The sequence below is a fragment of the Microcoleus sp. B4-C2 genome (genome assembly GCF_036705265.1).
Lineage (GTDB): Bacteria > Cyanobacteriota > Cyanobacteriia > Cyanobacteriales > Microcoleaceae > Microcoleus.
This window is the reverse complement of record NZ_JAUBUB010000078.1, coordinates 1-16,157: the sequence shown is the minus strand read 5'-3', so window position 1 is coordinate 16,157 and position 16,157 is coordinate 1. Positions and strand designations below refer to the sequence as shown.

The following is a 16,157-nucleotide window of genomic DNA, read 5'->3' as shown; positions in this document are numbered from 1 at the left end:
TGATGGTTCGAGGAAGCGATCGCCCTAACGTCTCTCATCAAGACGATCGCACAAACGAGATATGGGAGATAAGTTCGTCATGTTCAATGCTCTATGCAAGCAGCCGCTTCTAGTGCATGGCATCACCTCCCGGAGGCGATCGCCCTGACTGACTGCTACTGCCAGCGGCGATGTGGGTAATATGCGCTTGGGCTGCGATTGGGCTGCGTGTAGTATGCCGATTTGCGTTTAAGGACTTTTTGGCAGTGTCAGACCCGATCGCCCTTGGTGGAAAATTCGGCGGTTTGGGCCCCGGCAGTCGAGCAAAAATCCCTGTGTCAGGCGGTTCGTCGGAGTCGTTTTGGTGCGCTGCGCGATCGCACCAAGTGTCAAAAGTCGGGATAGAAAAGTTGCAAGTGCTGGAACTTTTAGCAGCCGGTTCGTACCAGGCGGCCGGGCAAGGAGCCCACTCGCACATTGAGTCGAGGGAAATTTCTATCGGTTTATCTTCATCTTCATCTGCCTCAACCCAGGCATCGTAGGCGGCCCAAAAAGCGAATATGGAGTGGTAATCATCCGGGTCTGGCGGCTCATCGCTGGTTTCTACTGTGAAGTCGATCAAGCTCAGTTGCCCGTCGTTGTCGGCTTGAAAGTGGATAATCTCAGACCGTGGCGGGCAATAACGCGCCAGAAACCTATCAGATAGTTTAATTCCCGGCAAGATCGGATTCGGATCAGGTTCGACATCGAGGAGATTTTCGGTCGCTGGTACGATCGCACTTTGGCTCAATTTTGGCTCAACTTCCAGTCTGTCGCGGCCATTGTCGCCACGGTTCGGCGGGCGATCGGCTTCTGTGAAATTTTCGACACCGGGGGAAGTTTCGGTCGCCGGTTCGATCAGCTTAACGGCCGATTTCGGATGAACGATGCGGCCGAAATTGGATTCGATCGGCGGCTCCTGGACTTCAAGTTGAATTGCGCCGGGGTAGTTTTTGAACCTGCTGTAATCGCAGTGCAAACAGCGAATCTCCGGTCTATCTAAATAGTCTTTCGTGCTGTACAAGGCATGGACAGCGCCACAGATCGGGCACTCACACGCTCTGGGGGGAGATTCCAGCAATGGCTCCTGGGCTTGAACTTCGATCGCCTCAGCAACCAGTTCAACTTCCGCTGCCGGGGAAACTTCCAGCAATTGCAGCAGCGGGGGCTGCACACCGACTAGGGCATCAATCCAGTTTTGGCGGCACCGTCTGTCGCCGTCGGGGAGCACATTAAGCTGCCAGCCGATTTCTTTGAGTTCCTTGAGATTCTTCTGTTTCAGACTTTCCGGGCTGTACATAGGTTAGGGAAAGGGTGAGAGTTACCCACCCATAAACGTTTGGGGTATGCAATGGAATCTTGTCACAAGTGTGACTTTCGACTATCATGAAGTTACACTTGTGTCTTTGTCAAGGTCACAAGTGTAACTTTGGTAATCTTTTAAGGTAGGCGTTATGAATCAAGAACATGGTCAAAGTAAAGAAAGCACAACAGTTGCAGTACGGGGAATTGAGAACGAACAGGACATTTACGTTGACACCGACGGGGGCGAGGCTCTTTCGGGAGTTAGCACACGGTTTGGGGGTGAGTGGCTCGGACTTGATCGAGAAGCTAGCGCGGCGGGAATTGGAGATTTCGACCCCTTTGGGGGAGTTATTGACCAGCTAATCGACGATGCGAGAAAGCAGTTGGTCAAGAGTCAGGAGTGCATCGTTTGGTATCGTTCAGAAGCGGACGAGTATAAACAAAAGCTGGACAATCTAATCAAGCTGAAAGAATTACAGCAGCAACAACAGCAGTTAATGCGGCAGCAACAACAATTGCTAGGCACGACAGAGCAAACACACTCATCCAACCAAAACGGGGAAGAAGACCTCGCAGAATAATCGCAACAGAAGCCAGCACAGCGTCTCGTGCTGGTTTTTGCGTTAAATATTAGATATTAGTCATTATCTTTGGAGCAATCATGGAAGGCTTAGGCATAGAAGGGATGCTGCTTATTGGGCTAGTAATTACTTGTTTGATATTTGCCGCAGGAGGGCGATCGCACTTATGAACAAAGGAGAACTGGTGGACTTGCTGGCCACCAAAGCAGACACCACCAAGAAAGTAGCTGGCACTCTGCTAGACGCTTTTATTGATGCAGTTACGGCGGCGGTCGCCGACGGCGAGAAAGTAACTCTAGTCGGTTTCGGCAGTTGGGAAGCTCGGGAGCGGAAAGCTCGTGAGGGCCGGAACCCCAAAACTGGGGAGAAGATGGAAATCCCGGCAACTGTAGTTCCTGCATTTTCCCCAGGGAAGATGTTTAAGGATGCTGTGAGCGGGCGGTAAACAATTTGCCGATCGTCGTGAAGGGCGATCGGCTATAAAAAGGAACACTGAAGAAATGACAAACCCGAGTTTTGAGAAATTTAAAGAAGAGATGGCGGCGATCGGCAGGGCTGAATCGGTGCTGCTGGACGTTCCGCGACCGCTAATATTTTCAATGATTTCTACAGTCCAACTGGCAAGCCGCCATCCAGCAGCACTAAGCAGTTCTACAGTGCAGGAAGCTGTCGAGTTAGCCCGACAATGGCAGCAATTGATTTTTGACGCCGACCGATTCCCGGTGGCAGCCCAACTGCTAGAAATGGGTTGGAACCAAGAATATGATTGCTGATCGTCGTGAAGTGCGATCGGCTGTAGACAATTTGTAGACAAATGGTAGACACAATGAAAATTTCCCCCGACTTGAAGAAATACGCCGACGAAATGATGGCGATGCAGGACTTGCCCCCTGCAACTGTGGAGCTTCCGCCGCTGGCAGCCATTGCCATCATCAGCCATATTCAACTGGCAACCCGTCACCCTAGTGTTGGAGGCGATACCTTTACCAAGATTGCGATCGAAACCGCTCACCAACTGCAACAGTTATTCAATCCCGAATCTGAAACTTACAAAGTGCTGGAACTTGGCTGGAATCCGACTGAGGACATCCTGCCTGCTGAGTTTTGCGATGAACCTTGCGAGAAATTCCTTCTGAACCTCGGTTGCCGCTGCACTGGCTACAAAAGGGCGGAAGTCATCGCCGGTGATGACGAAAGCCTCTCTCCCGAAATATTGGCAAGAGCCGCTGCGATGATGCAGCAAGTCACGCGCGCTTTTGAAGCTGAAGGTTTTGAGCTCGATATGTAGTCGATATGTAGGAAGCGGCCGATTTGTCGTGAAGTGCGATCGGCTACTAGACAAGCTACTAGACAAGCTACTAGACAAGCTGTAGACAAGCTGTAGACAAAGGAGTTAATGCCGATGGTCAATGCTCAACTTTCACTTTTTGACACCGCAACCGTCGAGGTGGGGAACTTCTACAAGCCCGGCGACTGGGTGAAGCTGCGAAGGAAGCCAGCGATTGCTGCATGGGTTAAGCGCGGGGAAATTTACAAGGTCAACCGGGTGCACCCGATCGACGGCTCCCTTGAATTTTGGAACCCATTCACGAACGAGTGGGATTTTCTCTATCCCGATGAAGTTAAACTTGCGATCGCGCCGCCAGAAATTGATTCTGTATCACCAGCCCCAACCATTGCTGATACAGAATACACAGTCGAGGTTGCTGATACAGAATACACAGTCGAGGTTGCTGATACAGAATACACAGTCGAGGTTGCTGAGGATGATTCTGTATCAAAAGCAATATCTACTTACCGGCCTCGTGGCACGGCCCGCAGCGGGGAATATTTCCGGTTCTCCTACCGCGACGGGTCTCGGATGAAACACATTCATATTCGCGGGGGCAATACCGATTCGCCGATCGCTCAGGCAAAAGTGCAGGAAGTGCGATCGTTATTGGCGATCGGTGTTGCCCCCGCCGAAATTGCCACCATGCTGAAAAAATCACCGAAACCCAAAGCCGATGGTGGGATTTGAACCCACGACCGTTCGATTACGAACAAAAAACTATTCATACCAAATCAATATCTTGAAAGTCATTGATTGACCGGCGTTAAAAGCGCCGTCTTTAAAAATTATATTTAGATCGAAACCTCTCGCAGCCAAGGTGAAGTGGGATGAATTTTGAGTTGTTAGTATCGCCGAATTTACGCCACTTATTTCGCTCGGTGGGTTTCCATTTGCGAATCCACCCGGCGGAACTACTGTATTTGCATTTGATGAACTTATGTGGCAAACCGCGGTAAATCCTTGATATCGATTGGAATGAATATCTGTATTTTGATAAGCCCTAATAAAGTTCGTGCCATTGTAGGTATGTGTAAAAGATACCTGAAGGCATTTCGGACCAGAAGCTGGAGTACCCGCAGCAGCGATTAAGAGCCAGTTTGAATTTGTTCCTGGTAAGGCATTGGTATTTGCGGCGATCGCAACATAACTACTGCCATTCCAGCTAATGCAATCATTCACAGCATATGCTGTCCACCAATTCCATGCACCACGCCAAATAGCTCCTGCTGGCCCTACTGGCCCTGCTGGCCCTGTAGCTCCTATTGGCCCTGCTGGCCCTGTAGCTCCTATCGGCCCTGCTGGCCCTACTGGCCCTTCAAGTATGTCCGATGTGCGAGCGATTGTGTTTGGGATATCTTGGTCGGTTAGAGGTCTCGAAAGTACGTCAATAAACTCCTCGGCCTGATTATTAAAATCTTGCTCTACAGATTGATAATCGATCCAAATATCTCGCCCGCTGGTTCCTGCGGTTTTCCGAATGTCGATTCCCGCCCCCACTGTGCGGGGAGATAAAGGTAGTTTTTGAGAAGTCGTTAGTACGGTGAATCCATTAATTACAAAAACAGCATTCCCATCCGCTACAGAAATTTCCATTGCCAGCCATTGATTCGCGGATACAACTATGCCGGAATTAGCTATAAATAAATCGCCATTATTCCTAGTGTGGATTTCCCAATTTGGGCTATTTGCACTATAAGAAAAGCAGCAAGCGTCGAATCCGATAGAACTTCCAGCCGATTGAAAGCCTATTTCGATCGCATAGTCATTAGTTGCATCGCGCAATATCGGAATCTTGATTATTGCTTTGTATATTATTGGCCCATCATCAAGGATGATTCCCGATGAATTATTACCCATTCCAGTGGCAGCAGAAACAAATCCCGCAGAATTTGAGCCGGTGCTTAAGCCGATAATTCCAGGATGATCCGGCTCTGCCCTCGTATACGAAAAACCACCATTTGCGCCTGATGCGGGAAAATTTCCACCGCCTGCGGGGGATAGGTAATGGGATTCTATGAAAAATTTTGATGTGTGCCTTGATTGGAGTGCCTGTTCGATGTCGGAAAGAGCGATCGTGGCGGCAATACCCGTACCTCCTCCGGCGCCTAAGTACCTAGCATCCCCTTCAGCCTGTGTAAGGTAAGCAGTAGAATGTGCGGCTGCTAAGTGCGTGGTAATTGCCGTCATTACCTCAGCGTCACGGGCGACCGCCGCTGGAATTTGCGGCTCTGTAATAGGATTAGATAAAGGCATTAAATTAAATAATTACTACTTCGGTAACATTAACGGTAGTGGGGCTACTTGTACACCGCATCGTCACAGCCCCCTGCCAAGGAGCGCCTGCTGAATCTTCAAAATAACCCCCCGGCAACAATTCACCAGTAAAAGCAGTTGCAGAAATAGTAGTGCCTAAAGAGAAGAGTGCATTAGCCGTTCCGTCATTGAAAATGCAAATTCCCCGACGATTTTGAGCTGTATTGCGATCGGGTAAAACTGTACTTGATGCGGTAGTTAATGAAACTTCTGTAACAGTCGCCCCGCCTGGGAATCGTGTTGCTTGCTGTTGTTGCTGTTGGCTGGGATTAAACAAAGTCATATTTTAAAAATTATCAATTGCATTTTTTACTTGTGCATCTGAAACTTCGATATATCGCATTAGTGAAGATACACTTTTGTGTCCCGTCGCTTTTTGGATTACTTTTACACTGCAACCCTGCTCGTTCAAGTGAGTAATAAAACCACGTCGAGCTGAGTAGAGACTAAATCCCTGATTCTCTAACCCTGCTTTTTTAACTGCTCGTCTAAAAGCTTTGTCAACAGCTTGTAAGCTCAAATGCTTGTCAGCCCTGTACAAAGACGGAAATAAAAAACCTGTTTCCGGCGGCTGGTAAGCAGCAAGCATTAATTTGAGCGCGCGGTGAATAGTCAGTTCGCGGGTTTTCTTGTCCTTTCGGTTAGCTGCGGGATAAACCACTGTGTCACGCGGTTGGCGTGTTGTTGGGCTTTGATAAATATGGCTAACATCTATTTTTAAGATAGCTCCTGGTCTCTCCCCAGTGTACCAAGAGATTCCTAAAAAGAGTTTATAGATATCAGATGTAAATTGGTTGCTGATTTGGTTAAAAATTACTTGGGACAAGGGTGTAGCTTGTCCTATCCCTGCGATTTTCACAGTTGTCGATTCCGTATAAATACTGCAATAAGAACAACTTGTTAGTTGCTGTTTTTAGTCTAGCGCGCCAAACCGTTTATGTCACGTTGTTTTGAAACGGACAACAGTTGTTGATTTATCTATTTCAGCAACTTCTTAAGAATTTACGACCATATCTTAAGGCGATAATTTGTTACTTAAACTTGAAAGGTAAGATTATTTTAAATTTATGGCGGGTCACACTTCGGGCGCTGGCGCTTCTGTTTCTGGAACATCACACGCCGACCCGCAAGGGCTAGCAAGCAAGGAGCGATATGTATATGGAATTTTGGGATTGTTGGAGCAAGAAGAAAATACCCTAGCAAAAATTACCGAAAGAAATGACCGAATAACAATTACAGCGAATTTATCCACAAAAACCGCTGCAATTGATTTGATTCTAAATGTGGTGGCATCCAATACAGTAGGTGGCAACACTGCCTACACGGCGAGCCATTACCTCACCGGATCGAGTTTCAGCAGCGGCACGGGCGGCGACAGTAGTGCACCCAATTTGGCACAAGCGGCAATGGAAGGAGTGATAGCTCTAAAGCTAATTGAACTCGACCCGGCGCGAAAACTCAACCCAGAAAAAACAGTAATTACCCGATGCACTCACACGCTGGCTGCGAGCGGTGGAACGAATGCCACATTTAGCGCGCTACTGGAATTCCCGATCGAAGTAATCAGTTTGCCCGGTGGCGGCAATGTAATTGAAGGAAAGGTGTTTCTGAACTAATGGCAGAAAACCAATTAGAAAACACCAAAACTTTTAGGCGAAGCATTACCAGCACTGACGGTACGGGAATTATTGAAATTCTTAATTGCGCCGATAGTTTCGCTGAATACGATGCTTTGTCGAATTCTTACTATCTAGGTAAGAGCTTTTATCTTGAAACTTTTAGTGGCGCAATTCACCTGCCATCTTATCAGCAAGCACCTTTCCCCGATATATTTCCCGAAATGAATGCAGCCGAAAAAAATGCTGCAATGCTTGCCATAGAAGAAGAATATCCGTTTGTTGGGTTGAGGTTTCACGCTCGGAAAGGTACGGGCGCGTGGTCAACTTTAGCGACCGCAAGACTGCAAAATAAGGGGCGAGAAACAACGATTACTTTCGTGATTCCTTACCTTACAATTAATCAATTAAAGTTATTAAGTCCCGATGATACTCTTGGTGTTTCTATTATTAATTATGGGTATGGCGTTCTTGGGAGCGGCGACTATATCAATTTAGAAGGTGATTTTAGATTCAATATTGATTTAATTGCAAAACCGCAAGTCAGAACAATCGGCACGGGATTACCTTATGGGGTGGATATTGGCGGGGCATCGCCGACGCGGTTTAGAACAGCCAACGCAAACCGCGCAATTTTGTACGCCACGAACACAGGAAATACACCGATTTGGATTGCTGGGAATTCCAGCGTGGCTGTCGGCACGGGTATTTACCTCGCACCCAATGGGGGAGGGAATTTAACTGAGCAAACTTTGACGGGGGAGTTGTGGGCGATCGCTGATGGCGGCATTGGTCGCATCGCCGGAGTAGAAGCGAGTTATGTCTAGGGTTTCGCGCAAATCTTCCCTGTCGCCAAGCGCCACAAGAGGTTCGAGTGCGATCGATCTCGGTAAAAATAGTGGCGTGGATATGGGGCGAAAATCTCAGCCGTCAGTTTCCAGCGGTGGCATTGGCGTTACGCAAGAAGTCGCTAATATTGGCGGCTTGACGGTAACAGGCGGGGTGAGCGTAGAAGTCAGCCCACTGCGAATCAACGTTAGCGGCGAGCCAAATTATGAAGATCCTAATAAGAATGCAATTTCAATTAGCGGAAGTGCAGAACTACCCGGCGGTTTGTTGGGAGTTGGTGGCGGCGTAAACATCAATACCAATACCGGGGAAATTATAGGGGGAAGCATTGGGGGTGAAATCGGAGGCTTAGGAATTAATATTTCAGCTTCCAATGAAGGCGATGTCGGGGTAGAATTTACCCTGCAAATTCCATTTACTCCTGTCGAATTAAGCTTGGGTCTGCAGTCCCCAAAGAAAGATCCATTACCGACGCCAACACCAACACCGACAATTCCCTCTCCCTCTTTAAATGTGGGTACTAGAGTTCCAATGGGTCAGCTAGCAGGATGTCAAGCCCTGCAAATTAGTTTGTCATCAGTTGTAGGAGGAATTGAATATATATCTTCTCCTCAAATTGGAGGGGGGGGGATAGTAGACAAAAACGCTTACTGGGAAACTTCAACGTCAGTATCAGATGAGATTTCAGATATTCTTATAGGCGACGCTAGTATAAACGGGATTTATCATTATACGGGCATTCAATCAAAAAGAAACCATAGCTCAGCTTTTTTTCAGGCTAACTGGCGAAGCCGATTAATTCAAACCAACTATCAATTATTTTATCGTCGCGTTGCTATTCCAGCTAATCCCTGGCTTAATCCTGATTCTCAAGCTCTAGAATCTCTTTATAGTGCAATAAAAAACGCAGTTTGGATGCTAGATGGGCAAGCCATAACAATAATTGATTTTGATTGTTCGACAAATCAAAACCCGGCAACGCCTCCTGCTGGTCTGCCTTTTCCAAACCCACCACCAAGGAGGCAAAAAGTGGATACTTGCTGTCAAGAAAACCTCAAGTTTTTAAGAGAAATTTATAAAAAATTAGGACTCGCCAGATTCCCCGGTCAACTACCTTCAACTATTATTCAAGAAGTGCCGAATGAGGGAGAGGAGCCCGCAGAACCGCCCCAAGTGCCGATTGTAGATTTAGTGAGTTTGCTAGACTGGCAATTTCGGCGCGTTGAAGAAGTGCTAGGACAATGGGAAATACAAATAAATGTCAAGGATGCAGATATTACCAAAGAAGGCGACCAAGGCAAAAAACTTAGATTTCCAAATTTAGCTGAATCTATTGCTGAAATAGAAGGCCAAATGCTTTCATTGTCTGCGAATGTAGACGCGCTAATTGCTATCACGACCAAAAATCTAGTTGAGTCTGGATTGACGAGGCAAGAAGCAATTAAAGGTTACTTAGCATCAAAAGCCATGATAAAATACATGGCTTTTAAAATTGAAGAAATAGACGTTGCTATTCCTCTATGCTTCACCCCCGGCGCTGAAACAATACACGGATTAATCGCAGAATCCGAACTCCATTTTAAGGGGATGGACTACACCGAAAAAGAAACTTTACGCGATATTTTCTTAGATTTGTTACAAGCAGCGGCAATTATCCGCGCTGTACACTGGCAACGAATCGACACCAAACAAGATACAAAAGCCCAGTTATTAGGGTTACTAAAGGGAAGTGTAGACCTTTTCAATTCTATTAAAAATCCTACCAAACCAGACGGTGGCGAGCCAACAAATCAGACAGAAAGTTTTGAAGATTCACTTGACAAGATGGAGAACGGATTTACAACCATTGCGGGAATTACTGATATTCAAAACCCTTACGGTCGAACAGTAGACCGTCGCCCTCGGATTCGACAAATTGGCGACAACATAGCGCAAGCGGGGAAAGACTAATGGCAACCGCTCAAGCAATCCCTAAAATAGGGATGATTTTAAAAGATTTAGCATCTCGCAAAATCCGTTCATCTTCAACGGGTGGCAATTTAATCAGAACTTGGTCGGCGAGCGCGATTACTACGTCAAGCAGTGGGGGTTTTTTGCAAGCGATTTTTAATGGCGCTCTTCGTTTTGGAAACTTCTTAATTTCAGCAATATCAAGCGTAATTTCCTTTAGCTTTACGAAGCTGTGGAGCTGGATTGTGGGCGGTGTGCAATTTATTTACAATTTCGATTGGAATATGTCGGACACTGCGATCGACAAACAAATCGAAGGGCTGTGGAATTCCTTTGGCGGCATTTTGGGCGGCGCTGTTGGACGGGCGATCGGCTGGATAGGCTGCGGCGTGGTTCCGGCAGCGGCGATTTTTTCGTTCAATCAATCGCTTGGTACTCACTTATTAAAGGAAGTCGGAGAACAAGCACTAGACGAAATGCTAGACGCTGCTAGCGAGGTTATTAATGCCAGTTTTAGGATGGGCGCTCAGGCAACTTTTCTGTGGCTGTACAAAGATGTACGTCGCGCTCTCAAAGACCCAAATAATGTTTTTGGCAAGGGTTTGCGGGCTGTCCTTGGTTCGGGAACAGTTGACAACTGGGGAACTGGCGAATCTTGGACGATCGCCAAAGCAGTAGAGGCAAAAATTGAATCAATCCCTAACGTTTTCTGGCGCAATTTCACAGAGGAGATGTTTGAGGAAGGCTCGGAAGCCTGTATCGAAGGGGGTTTTGCAGTTGCCGGGGGAATTGACGCTTGGCTAGCTCAGCAAGCAATGCAAAATGCCTCGGTACTTGGGCCCGATCGCACTGTGGAAATTACGCCCGATCGCTCAGCGCCTGATGAGCGAATTGTTCTTAGCGGGCCAGAGGCTGTACTCCGACCAACAATTGTTAACGTGCTTGCAACTCATCAAATGCTTGGCAATCGCGATGTGGGAGTGTTGGTTAACGGCACGCCCGTAGACGATACCATCACACCGGGAGTTCAAGAGCGGCGGTTGTTGATTGAATTTAAGGAGAAAACAGCGCCGCCGTGGGTAATGCCATCCGGTAAAAGAGCGCGCCGCCGCCAAATTACCGTGTTCGACGTGAAGCGCGGTCTAACGTGGGAAGAGGTAAAGCTAGCAGCCAAGCAATACACCAGCGGTCAGCGCTTAGTCAATGCTCGGCTCAACAACGGGCATCAAATGCAATGTTACGCCAGCACGGAAAATGAGGGACTGCAAAAAATTAAAGAACTGTTGAAACTCTCAACTGCTGAACTGTTACCAAACGGCACCCGCGATTCTGGGTATGTAGACCCAACGGCACGGCGGCGCGAACTGCCTTACTTGGTTTACCCTTCTAAGGCTGTGCTGGTTTGGAAAAGGCGATCGCCTGACTTAGATGGTCGGGAGGATACTGCAGGCAATTTGTGGACAGAACAAAGGATTGAATTTGATTTATGGCCCGACGATGCGCCTGCTAACTTGCCGCTGTTAGGTTAAATATTTTTGGGCAAGCAAATATTCTCGCTCTTTCTCTAATTGCGATCGCACTTGATTAATTGTCTGACCAGTTTCGCGCGCCAATCGTTCTAGTAAATTGCCGCGAGGTCTGTAATTATAAGGTCTTCCCCACCGGCTCGTTTTACGAGTTAGGGCTTTTTTGCTGTCCGTTCCCAGCTTTGGGTAAAGGGTTAAGTTCATGTTACAAATATTTACATTTGGGCAAGTTGGTCGTAAGTAGTACGGATCAACCCTAGGGTTGAACATAACACCCTGCTAGTCGAAACCTTTTCACAGCAAGCAATTGAGCCATTGACAGCATTAGGCTGAGTTTATTAAGGTGAAAGAGCGAAATACAAAGACACTTGTAAAAATTTATGTCCATCACTGTTACTGAATTGGTCGCTAATTTACCTGCCGGCGTTACCCTCGATCCTATTGCTTATCCCGGCACAGACCAAGCAATTAAGGTCATTGTTGAAATGTTGGACGCTTTTAACAAGACTCAAGCCGACTTTAACGCAGCCGCTCCCAATGGTAGCGATGTATTATCCCTTGCAGTCGGCCTTGGCAATGAGCAAAGCATTTTTTGGCCACCGGGACAAAACACTACCACCGAGACAGTAAGACCAAAAACTTACACCTTAACCAGCTTTCAACGCAGCGTAGTGTCGGACGTGTACCCTGTTGTTGGCTAATTTTGGCCACCCAATAAACGGGTAGCTAAAAGTCATTTTCAATTGTTAAAAATCACTCGGTTAATCAATAATGGCAGTTACTAATATTTACGGTGAAAGAAACCTGCGAGCGGTAAATATACTTGTTGGAGGCGTCAATGCTTTTTACGTTTTTAAAACTAACGTTGACGCAAGCGAAGTGTCAGAACTAGGACAAGTACCCGCCGCTACGTTAGTTGGCGGGAATCAACCTGTTTTTGTAGGTACTGGACGCAACGGCCGCCCCCGTCCTGCGCGGTTGAAAAAAAAGCGAGAAAACATTACTTCGCTTTGTTCATCTTCATCAATAGACACAGCGCTAGCAAGTCGCCGCTGGCAAATGGTAAAGCGTCAAGTCTATCAAGGCAGAATCGCTCAAAAATCAGCAGCATTTGGAACTCCGATTGCTGGCGGTGAAGCTGCTAAAGGCAGTATGTTAGTTGTTGTTACTACATCCAGTTTAAATTGGGCTTGGCGAATGCCTGCTCAGCAATTCAATAAAATTACAACAGCGGAAGCAACTGCATTAGGAATTACTATTCCTACCACCGATTTAGAGTTTCGCAGTTTGTTAGTTCGAGCTGATTTGCCGCGTCCAGGGCGCGCTTTTAGGATTTTAAGTACGACTGAAAACGTACTTAGAATTGAAACTTTTATTGGTGACAGCGCAACTTTACCCGCAGGTTGGTCGGGTATTGGCGAAGCGCGTAAGTTTGGAGGCTAATAATGCTGTTGTTACCGCATCACCATGAGTTTGCGGAAACGCTCGCTAACTTGCCGTTTTTTTATCAAGAAGCGGCAAGTAAAACCTGCGACACTCTGCACATTATCCAAAAAAATCCTAATCATTTGCCAGAGTTTGTTAAAGCTGACAAATTGCAAGAATATTTGTTAGGTGGCGAAGCAGACCAATTTGTCGAATACATCGACGGTTATGCTGCAACAGAAGAAGATGAAGGCGAGTTAAATTCTTGGGAGCTTGGCGACGAATGGCTTGGCTCGATTTAGGCATTGTTTTTCCAGATGAAACAATTTGGCGACAAACCAACCAAGGTGCTATTGACCAAGATTTAATTAGGTTGACTTACATTTCTACTGGAGTGGTTTCATCAATTAAATCTCGGTTGTTAGTTCGCAGGTTGTGGCAGATAGACGGCGAATTGCCAATAGAAGAAAAAGCAATTGTTGTCTATCCATCGCCAAATCGAATTTTACTAACCTTACCTGTGCTTACTGATTATGTACAATCAGGGCTTGCGACTTACAAAATGCAAGTTAAAAAATACTATCCGTTTCGCCGTTCTGTTATTAGCGAGCCGTCTTACGCTTTAAAAATTGAGGTAAGCTAAGACACGTTATCATCAGGTTCATCTGGTGCAAATTCTAAAATAATTTTGACCCGAACCTTACCTTTAACCCAGCCGTTTGACCCGACTTTAAGCAGATTGCACTGTACACCCGTTTTGGTCCAAAAATCGAAACCTGACGCAAACACATAGTTTTTTAAGAAATTTGAAATAATTTCTAAAAAATCATGGGTCGTATAAGTTTTGTCACTGCGAGCATGAAGAGTTGCTTCTGGCTCTAGCACGCAAAACACATGATTTTCGCTGTCCAAAGGTTCAAATTGAGGTTCCATAGTTTTATTGGTAAAGACAAACTCAATTTATCACAATGAAAAGCCTTACCGATGTTATTTCGTTAGTTGGGACATTTTTAACCTCGTTAATTAGTCTCATTGTCCTTTGGAACGTAACTAGGGGAGTTTTGACGCTTTTAGCTACTATTCAGCGCAAACTTACTGTTTTGCGAAGCTTATTTATTAGTTTGCGCGGAGAGCTTCGATCTATGCAAAAGTTTCTTAAAGTACATCACGGATATCACATTCGAGAAGAAATTCAAGATGTGCAGGAAGATTTGCTAAAGCAATACGACAACGATACAACGGGATTCTAGATGGATAAATACTCGTATCGTTTTACGGTTGCCAGTTTAAATGTGTCTGTAATGATGTTAGTTGGTGCGGGAATAATATTGATATTTCAGAAAGAAAATCCCACACCTTTACTTCCTTTTTTAGCACCTATTCTTACCGGGTTAGGTGGCTTATTAGTTTCACCTCCTAAACAATCGCCGCCACCATCAAATGACTATCCACGAAGCTAACGAGTTGCTGGCTAACGACAAAGCTGAGCGGCTGCAATTGTTGCACTGTTATGCAAACCTCTGTAAAGAGTACGGTTATATACAGGGAATGATAATTGCTAATCAGCGTGATGTGATGTCAAGCGGCGAAACACTTGCAGAGATGCAATTGCTGATCAACCAATTAACAGAGCGTTTGAAATGAATCAACATCACTTAATTTTTACAATGTCACTAGCTCAATCATTTGAGCTAATTTATGGGAATTTGCAACTTGTCTATCCTGACGGGAAGGCGATCGACTATCTCGCCACTTCCGGCTGTGCTGACTACCAGCGACCGGGCGATGAATGGGTGAGAGGGAAGGGGCCGATTCCCGCCGGCGAGTACCAGATACCAACGGAACCTTACTGGCTGGACACGCGGGGAGTTGAGGGGCTATTTTTTCACATCACCCCCGACCCGGTAGTCTCTGTACACGGTATCAGAGCCGAGCTAGGGCTTCACTTTGATGCAAATGTACCCGGCAGCGCAGGCTGTGTTGTGTTGCGGAATCAGGAAGGATGGCGGCGGTTGTGTGATCGGCTCGCGTCGATCGCTAATCTCGGTGTAAAGTCTTTGCCGCTAACGGTGAAGTATTAGCTTTAAAGCACTATATCTAGTGTTGCAATGAAGCTGCATCAACACTAGATATAGCGGTGCGGTAATCCCTGATAGGGTTTTAGGTTTAATCCCAGCGTGAACGATTTATTTCAATCCCTAATAGGGGGACGCTGGGAGGCTGACATCCCGCAAGACTTTTACAGCGCAAGCTTACTGCCAGCCATTTACATTGTATCTAAAATTTGGCCCGCTTTAGCGCGGGCACACACTTGACTTGACCGTCAGTGAAATGGGAAGTGCAGGAAACGAACCTGCCGAAAGCAAATCATGAATTTGCTGCCTAACCGCTCAGCCAACTTCCCTCTTGAATACCAGCATAGCAATTATCTCTGGGGATTCAATCTAGATATTTTCCCGGTTGTTTTAAAGAACAAAATATGAATGCCCCTGTTGTGAGGACGGAACCCGTGGGACAACTGGCGTGGCCGATCCAACAGACTTGAGATGACAATAGTCAGACACTAGGTAATAGAAGGCCCCAGGGTCAGAGAGTTAATTTTTCCCTATAGTTGTCCTCTTTCTTCTGGGCGAGTAACCCCCACTTCAGCGTTTTACGAGCGCGAAAGCGGTAGGAGGAAACAGGGGGAAGGGATAGGGCTGTATAATCGATCGCTTCTGGTTGTGTTTGTGAACCGGGTTGTTGAGGGAAACTAAGCAATTCCACTCCCATTGCTGGGGTGAAGTTAGCACGCGCCTTTGTTTTCTGAGCTGATTCGGCTAATGGTACGTCCTTAACCCAAATAAAAATGTTTAACCCTTAACGACAGAACAGGGGACTAGCTACGCATCCGCTTGGTGTCATTACTCAAAAAACCTAGACATCAAAGGTGTCAGGCTGGTCAACTAAAAATGAAGTTTTAGGCCCGAAGCCCAGTCACTTCCGTGCTGGGTCGTTGACTACTTTCAACAATCTTATTCCAGTATTGTAAAACTTCGTTGAGTTTATAAGCCATTATAAACAAGAATGGTATCATATCGCTATGAGTGTTGAACAAGAAATACGCACAGCCCAAAGAAGGGAAGTCTCAAATGCAGCTAACAGAGAGGCACATCATTAAATCCACGGAACACCGTTTCGCCCAAATAGACGAACTAGCTTTCAAGTCCAAAAACCTCTACAATGCCGCCAATTACGTCAT

At 46.4% G+C, this 16,157-nt stretch carries 22 protein-coding genes, 1 tRNA gene and 1 pseudogene; 17 read left to right on the top strand and 7 right to left on the bottom strand.

The genetic code is table 11. From position 1 onward, the window contains the following. Window positions 1–109: 109 nt before the first annotated feature. Entirely contained in the window at window positions 110–1,318 is a 1,209-nt protein-coding gene (locus tag QUB20_RS20760) for a hypothetical protein (RefSeq protein WP_333249059.1), read from the bottom strand. 154 nt (window positions 1,319–1,472) lie between these two features. Between QUB20_RS20760 and QUB20_RS20755 the strand changes: the two genes are divergently transcribed. The 5 genes from QUB20_RS20755 (at window position 1,473) to QUB20_RS20735 (ending at window position 3,924) form a co-directional block, all read left to right on the top strand. Next, entirely contained in the window at window positions 1,473–1,904 is a 432-nt protein-coding gene (locus QUB20_RS20755; RefSeq protein WP_333249057.1) for a hypothetical protein, read from the top strand. A 166-nt stretch (window positions 1,905–2,070) separates the two neighbouring features. Further along, complete coding sequence (locus QUB20_RS20750; RefSeq protein WP_333249054.1) at window positions 2,071–2,349, top strand: HU family DNA-binding protein; 279 nt, start codon at window positions 2,071–2,073, stop codon at window positions 2,347–2,349. A gap of 55 nt (window positions 2,350–2,404) precedes the next feature. Beyond that, window positions 2,405–2,677 (top strand): hypothetical protein, encoded by a 273-nt coding sequence (locus QUB20_RS20745; protein WP_333249051.1) that lies wholly within the window; start codon window positions 2,405–2,407, stop codon window positions 2,675–2,677. Window positions 2,678–2,730: 53 nt separating this feature from the next. Beyond that, window positions 2,731–3,192, top strand: a complete 462-nt coding sequence (locus tag QUB20_RS20740; protein ID WP_333249049.1) for a hypothetical protein — start codon at window positions 2,731–2,733, stop codon at window positions 3,190–3,192. Window positions 3,193–3,306: 114 nt separating this feature from the next. Continuing rightward, window positions 3,307–3,924 (top strand): hypothetical protein, encoded by a 618-nt coding sequence (locus QUB20_RS20735; RefSeq protein WP_333249045.1) that lies wholly within the window; start codon window positions 3,307–3,309, stop codon window positions 3,922–3,924. A gap of 30 nt (window positions 3,925–3,954) precedes the next feature. Here the strand turns inward: QUB20_RS20735 and QUB20_RS20730 are convergent, their stop codons facing one another. Genes QUB20_RS20730 through QUB20_RS20720 form a run of 3 tightly spaced genes read right to left on the bottom strand, consistent with a single transcriptional unit; the run spans window position 3,955 to window position 6,409 of the window. Then, window positions 3,955–5,490: a hypothetical protein gene (locus tag QUB20_RS20730; protein ID WP_333249042.1), complete on the bottom strand. Its 1,536-nt coding sequence runs from the start codon at window positions 5,488–5,490 to the stop codon at window positions 3,955–3,957. Between the two features lie 4 nt (window positions 5,491–5,494). Then, window positions 5,495–5,833, bottom strand: coding sequence for a hypothetical protein (locus QUB20_RS20725; protein ID WP_333249040.1), 339 nt, complete (start codon window positions 5,831–5,833; stop codon window positions 5,495–5,497). A gap of 3 nt (window positions 5,834–5,836) precedes the next feature. Then, window positions 5,837–6,409, bottom strand: coding sequence for a tyrosine-type recombinase/integrase (locus QUB20_RS20720; protein ID WP_333249036.1), 573 nt, complete (start codon window positions 6,407–6,409; stop codon window positions 5,837–5,839). Between the two features lie 208 nt (window positions 6,410–6,617). On the opposite strand from QUB20_RS20720, the gene QUB20_RS20715 reads away from it, so the two are divergent. The 4 genes from QUB20_RS20715 to QUB20_RS20700 are packed head-to-tail and all read left to right on the top strand — an operon-like array spanning window position 6,618 to window position 11,494. Beyond that, window positions 6,618–7,166, top strand: a complete 549-nt coding sequence (locus tag QUB20_RS20715) for a hypothetical protein (RefSeq protein ID WP_333249033.1) — start codon at window positions 6,618–6,620, stop codon at window positions 7,164–7,166. Then, a complete protein-coding gene (locus QUB20_RS20710) occupies window positions 7,166–7,993 on the top strand; it encodes a hypothetical protein (RefSeq protein ID WP_333249030.1) in 828 nt (275 codons plus the stop codon). Before QUB20_RS20715 ends, QUB20_RS20710 begins: the two co-directional genes overlap by 1 nt. After that, window positions 7,986–9,965: a hypothetical protein gene (locus tag QUB20_RS20705; protein WP_333249027.1), complete on the top strand. Its 1,980-nt coding sequence runs from the start codon at window positions 7,986–7,988 to the stop codon at window positions 9,963–9,965. The genes QUB20_RS20710 and QUB20_RS20705 overlap by 8 nt, the downstream gene beginning before the upstream one ends. Beyond that, window positions 9,965–11,494 (top strand): hypothetical protein, encoded by a 1,530-nt coding sequence (locus tag QUB20_RS20700; RefSeq protein ID WP_333249025.1) that lies wholly within the window; start codon window positions 9,965–9,967, stop codon window positions 11,492–11,494. The genes QUB20_RS20705 and QUB20_RS20700 overlap by 1 nt, the downstream gene beginning before the upstream one ends. Here the strand turns inward: QUB20_RS20700 and QUB20_RS20695 are convergent. Beyond that, window positions 11,486–11,695: a hypothetical protein gene (locus tag QUB20_RS20695; RefSeq protein WP_333249023.1), complete on the bottom strand. Its 210-nt coding sequence runs from the start codon at window positions 11,693–11,695 to the stop codon at window positions 11,486–11,488. The two genes, QUB20_RS20700 and QUB20_RS20695, sit on opposite strands and share 9 nt — an antisense overlap. 176 nt (window positions 11,696–11,871) lie before the next feature. On the opposite strand from QUB20_RS20695, the gene QUB20_RS20690 reads away from it, so the two are divergent. The 4 genes from QUB20_RS20690 (at window position 11,872) to QUB20_RS20675 (ending at window position 13,559) form a co-directional block, all read left to right on the top strand. Continuing rightward, a complete protein-coding gene (locus QUB20_RS20690) occupies window positions 11,872–12,192 on the top strand; it encodes a hypothetical protein (RefSeq protein ID WP_333249020.1) in 321 nt (106 codons plus the stop codon). A 70-nt stretch (window positions 12,193–12,262) separates the two neighbouring features. After that, a complete protein-coding gene (locus QUB20_RS20685) occupies window positions 12,263–12,934 on the top strand; it encodes a hypothetical protein (RefSeq protein WP_333249019.1) in 672 nt (223 codons plus the stop codon). 2 nt (window positions 12,935–12,936) lie between these two features. Beyond that, window positions 12,937–13,218 carry a hypothetical protein gene (locus QUB20_RS20680; RefSeq protein WP_333249016.1) on the top strand — a complete coding sequence of 94 codons (282 nt, stop codon included), beginning with the start codon at window positions 12,937–12,939 and terminating at the stop codon, window positions 13,216–13,218. After that, the gene (locus QUB20_RS20675; protein ID WP_333249014.1) at window positions 13,200–13,559 is read left to right on the top strand and encodes a hypothetical protein; all 360 of its coding nucleotides are present in this window, start codon (window positions 13,200–13,202) and stop codon (window positions 13,557–13,559) included. The genes QUB20_RS20680 and QUB20_RS20675 overlap by 19 nt, the downstream gene beginning before the upstream one ends. Here the strand turns inward: QUB20_RS20675 and QUB20_RS20670 are convergent. Beyond that, on the bottom strand, window positions 13,556–13,849 hold the full coding sequence (locus tag QUB20_RS20670) for a KGK domain-containing protein (RefSeq protein WP_333249011.1): 294 nt from the start codon (window positions 13,847–13,849) through the stop codon (window positions 13,556–13,558). The two genes, QUB20_RS20675 and QUB20_RS20670, sit on opposite strands and share 4 nt — an antisense overlap. Before the next feature lie 35 nt (window positions 13,850–13,884). Here QUB20_RS20670 and QUB20_RS20665 point away from each other — a divergent pair, with 35 nt between their 5' ends. From QUB20_RS20665 to QUB20_RS20655, 3 genes are all read left to right on the top strand, one after another. After that, complete coding sequence (locus tag QUB20_RS20665) at window positions 13,885–14,166, top strand: hypothetical protein (RefSeq protein ID WP_333291616.1); 282 nt, start codon at window positions 13,885–13,887, stop codon at window positions 14,164–14,166. A gap of 190 nt (window positions 14,167–14,356) precedes the next feature. After that, window positions 14,357–14,560, top strand: coding sequence for a hypothetical protein (locus tag QUB20_RS20660; protein ID WP_333249008.1), 204 nt, complete (start codon window positions 14,357–14,359; stop codon window positions 14,558–14,560). A 23-nt stretch (window positions 14,561–14,583) separates the two neighbouring features. After that, a complete protein-coding gene (locus tag QUB20_RS20655) occupies window positions 14,584–14,997 on the top strand; it encodes a hypothetical protein (protein ID WP_333249005.1) in 414 nt (137 codons plus the stop codon). A gap of 251 nt (window positions 14,998–15,248) precedes the next feature. Here QUB20_RS20655 and QUB20_RS20650 read toward each other — a convergent pair. Then, a tRNA-Ile gene (locus QUB20_RS20650) sits at window positions 15,249–15,320 on the bottom strand. A 727-nt stretch (window positions 15,321–16,047) separates the two neighbouring features. Between QUB20_RS20650 and QUB20_RS20645 the strand changes: the two are divergent. Next, a pseudogene (locus tag QUB20_RS20645) lies at window positions 16,048–16,157 on the top strand (transposase); the annotation flags it as partial.

Coding starts and splice junctions, on each gene's coding strand:
- QUB20_RS20695 (WP_333249023.1), bottom strand. CDS start 11,695: ATGAACTTAACCCTTTACCCAAAGCTGGGAACGGACAGCAAAAAAGCC.
- QUB20_RS20735 (WP_333249045.1), top strand. CDS start 3,307: ATGGTCAATGCTCAACTTTCACTTTTTGACACCGCAACCGTCGAGGTG.
- QUB20_RS20745 (WP_333249051.1), top strand. CDS start 2,405: ATGACAAACCCGAGTTTTGAGAAATTTAAAGAAGAGATGGCGGCGATC.
- QUB20_RS20740 (WP_333249049.1), top strand. CDS start 2,731: ATGAAAATTTCCCCCGACTTGAAGAAATACGCCGACGAAATGATGGCG.
- QUB20_RS20710 (WP_333249030.1), top strand. CDS start 7,166: ATGGCAGAAAACCAATTAGAAAACACCAAAACTTTTAGGCGAAGCATT.
- QUB20_RS20690 (WP_333249020.1), top strand. CDS start 11,872: ATGTCCATCACTGTTACTGAATTGGTCGCTAATTTACCTGCCGGCGTT.
- QUB20_RS20700 (WP_333249025.1), top strand. CDS start 9,965: ATGGCAACCGCTCAAGCAATCCCTAAAATAGGGATGATTTTAAAAGAT.
- QUB20_RS20685 (WP_333249019.1), top strand. CDS start 12,263: ATGGCAGTTACTAATATTTACGGTGAAAGAAACCTGCGAGCGGTAAAT.
- QUB20_RS20750 (WP_333249054.1), top strand. CDS start 2,071: ATGAACAAAGGAGAACTGGTGGACTTGCTGGCCACCAAAGCAGACACC.
- QUB20_RS20665 (WP_333291616.1), top strand. CDS start 13,885: ATGAAAAGCCTTACCGATGTTATTTCGTTAGTTGGGACATTTTTAACC.
- QUB20_RS20725 (WP_333249040.1), bottom strand. CDS start 5,833: ATGACTTTGTTTAATCCCAGCCAACAGCAACAACAGCAAGCAACACGA.
- QUB20_RS20670 (WP_333249011.1), bottom strand. CDS start 13,849: ATGGAACCTCAATTTGAACCTTTGGACAGCGAAAATCATGTGTTTTGC.
- QUB20_RS20705 (WP_333249027.1), top strand. CDS start 7,986: ATGTCTAGGGTTTCGCGCAAATCTTCCCTGTCGCCAAGCGCCACAAGA.
- QUB20_RS20760 (WP_333249059.1), bottom strand. CDS start 1,318: ATGTACAGCCCGGAAAGTCTGAAACAGAAGAATCTCAAGGAACTCAAA.
- QUB20_RS20680 (WP_333249016.1), top strand. CDS start 12,937: ATGCTGTTGTTACCGCATCACCATGAGTTTGCGGAAACGCTCGCTAAC.
- QUB20_RS20660 (WP_333249008.1), top strand. CDS start 14,357: ATGACTATCCACGAAGCTAACGAGTTGCTGGCTAACGACAAAGCTGAG.
- QUB20_RS20755 (WP_333249057.1), top strand. CDS start 1,473: ATGAATCAAGAACATGGTCAAAGTAAAGAAAGCACAACAGTTGCAGTA.
- QUB20_RS20730 (WP_333249042.1), bottom strand. CDS start 5,490: ATGCCTTTATCTAATCCTATTACAGAGCCGCAAATTCCAGCGGCGGTC.
- QUB20_RS20675 (WP_333249014.1), top strand. CDS start 13,200: ATGGCTTGGCTCGATTTAGGCATTGTTTTTCCAGATGAAACAATTTGG.
- QUB20_RS20715 (WP_333249033.1), top strand. CDS start 6,618: ATGGCGGGTCACACTTCGGGCGCTGGCGCTTCTGTTTCTGGAACATCA.
- QUB20_RS20655 (WP_333249005.1), top strand. CDS start 14,584: ATGTCACTAGCTCAATCATTTGAGCTAATTTATGGGAATTTGCAACTT.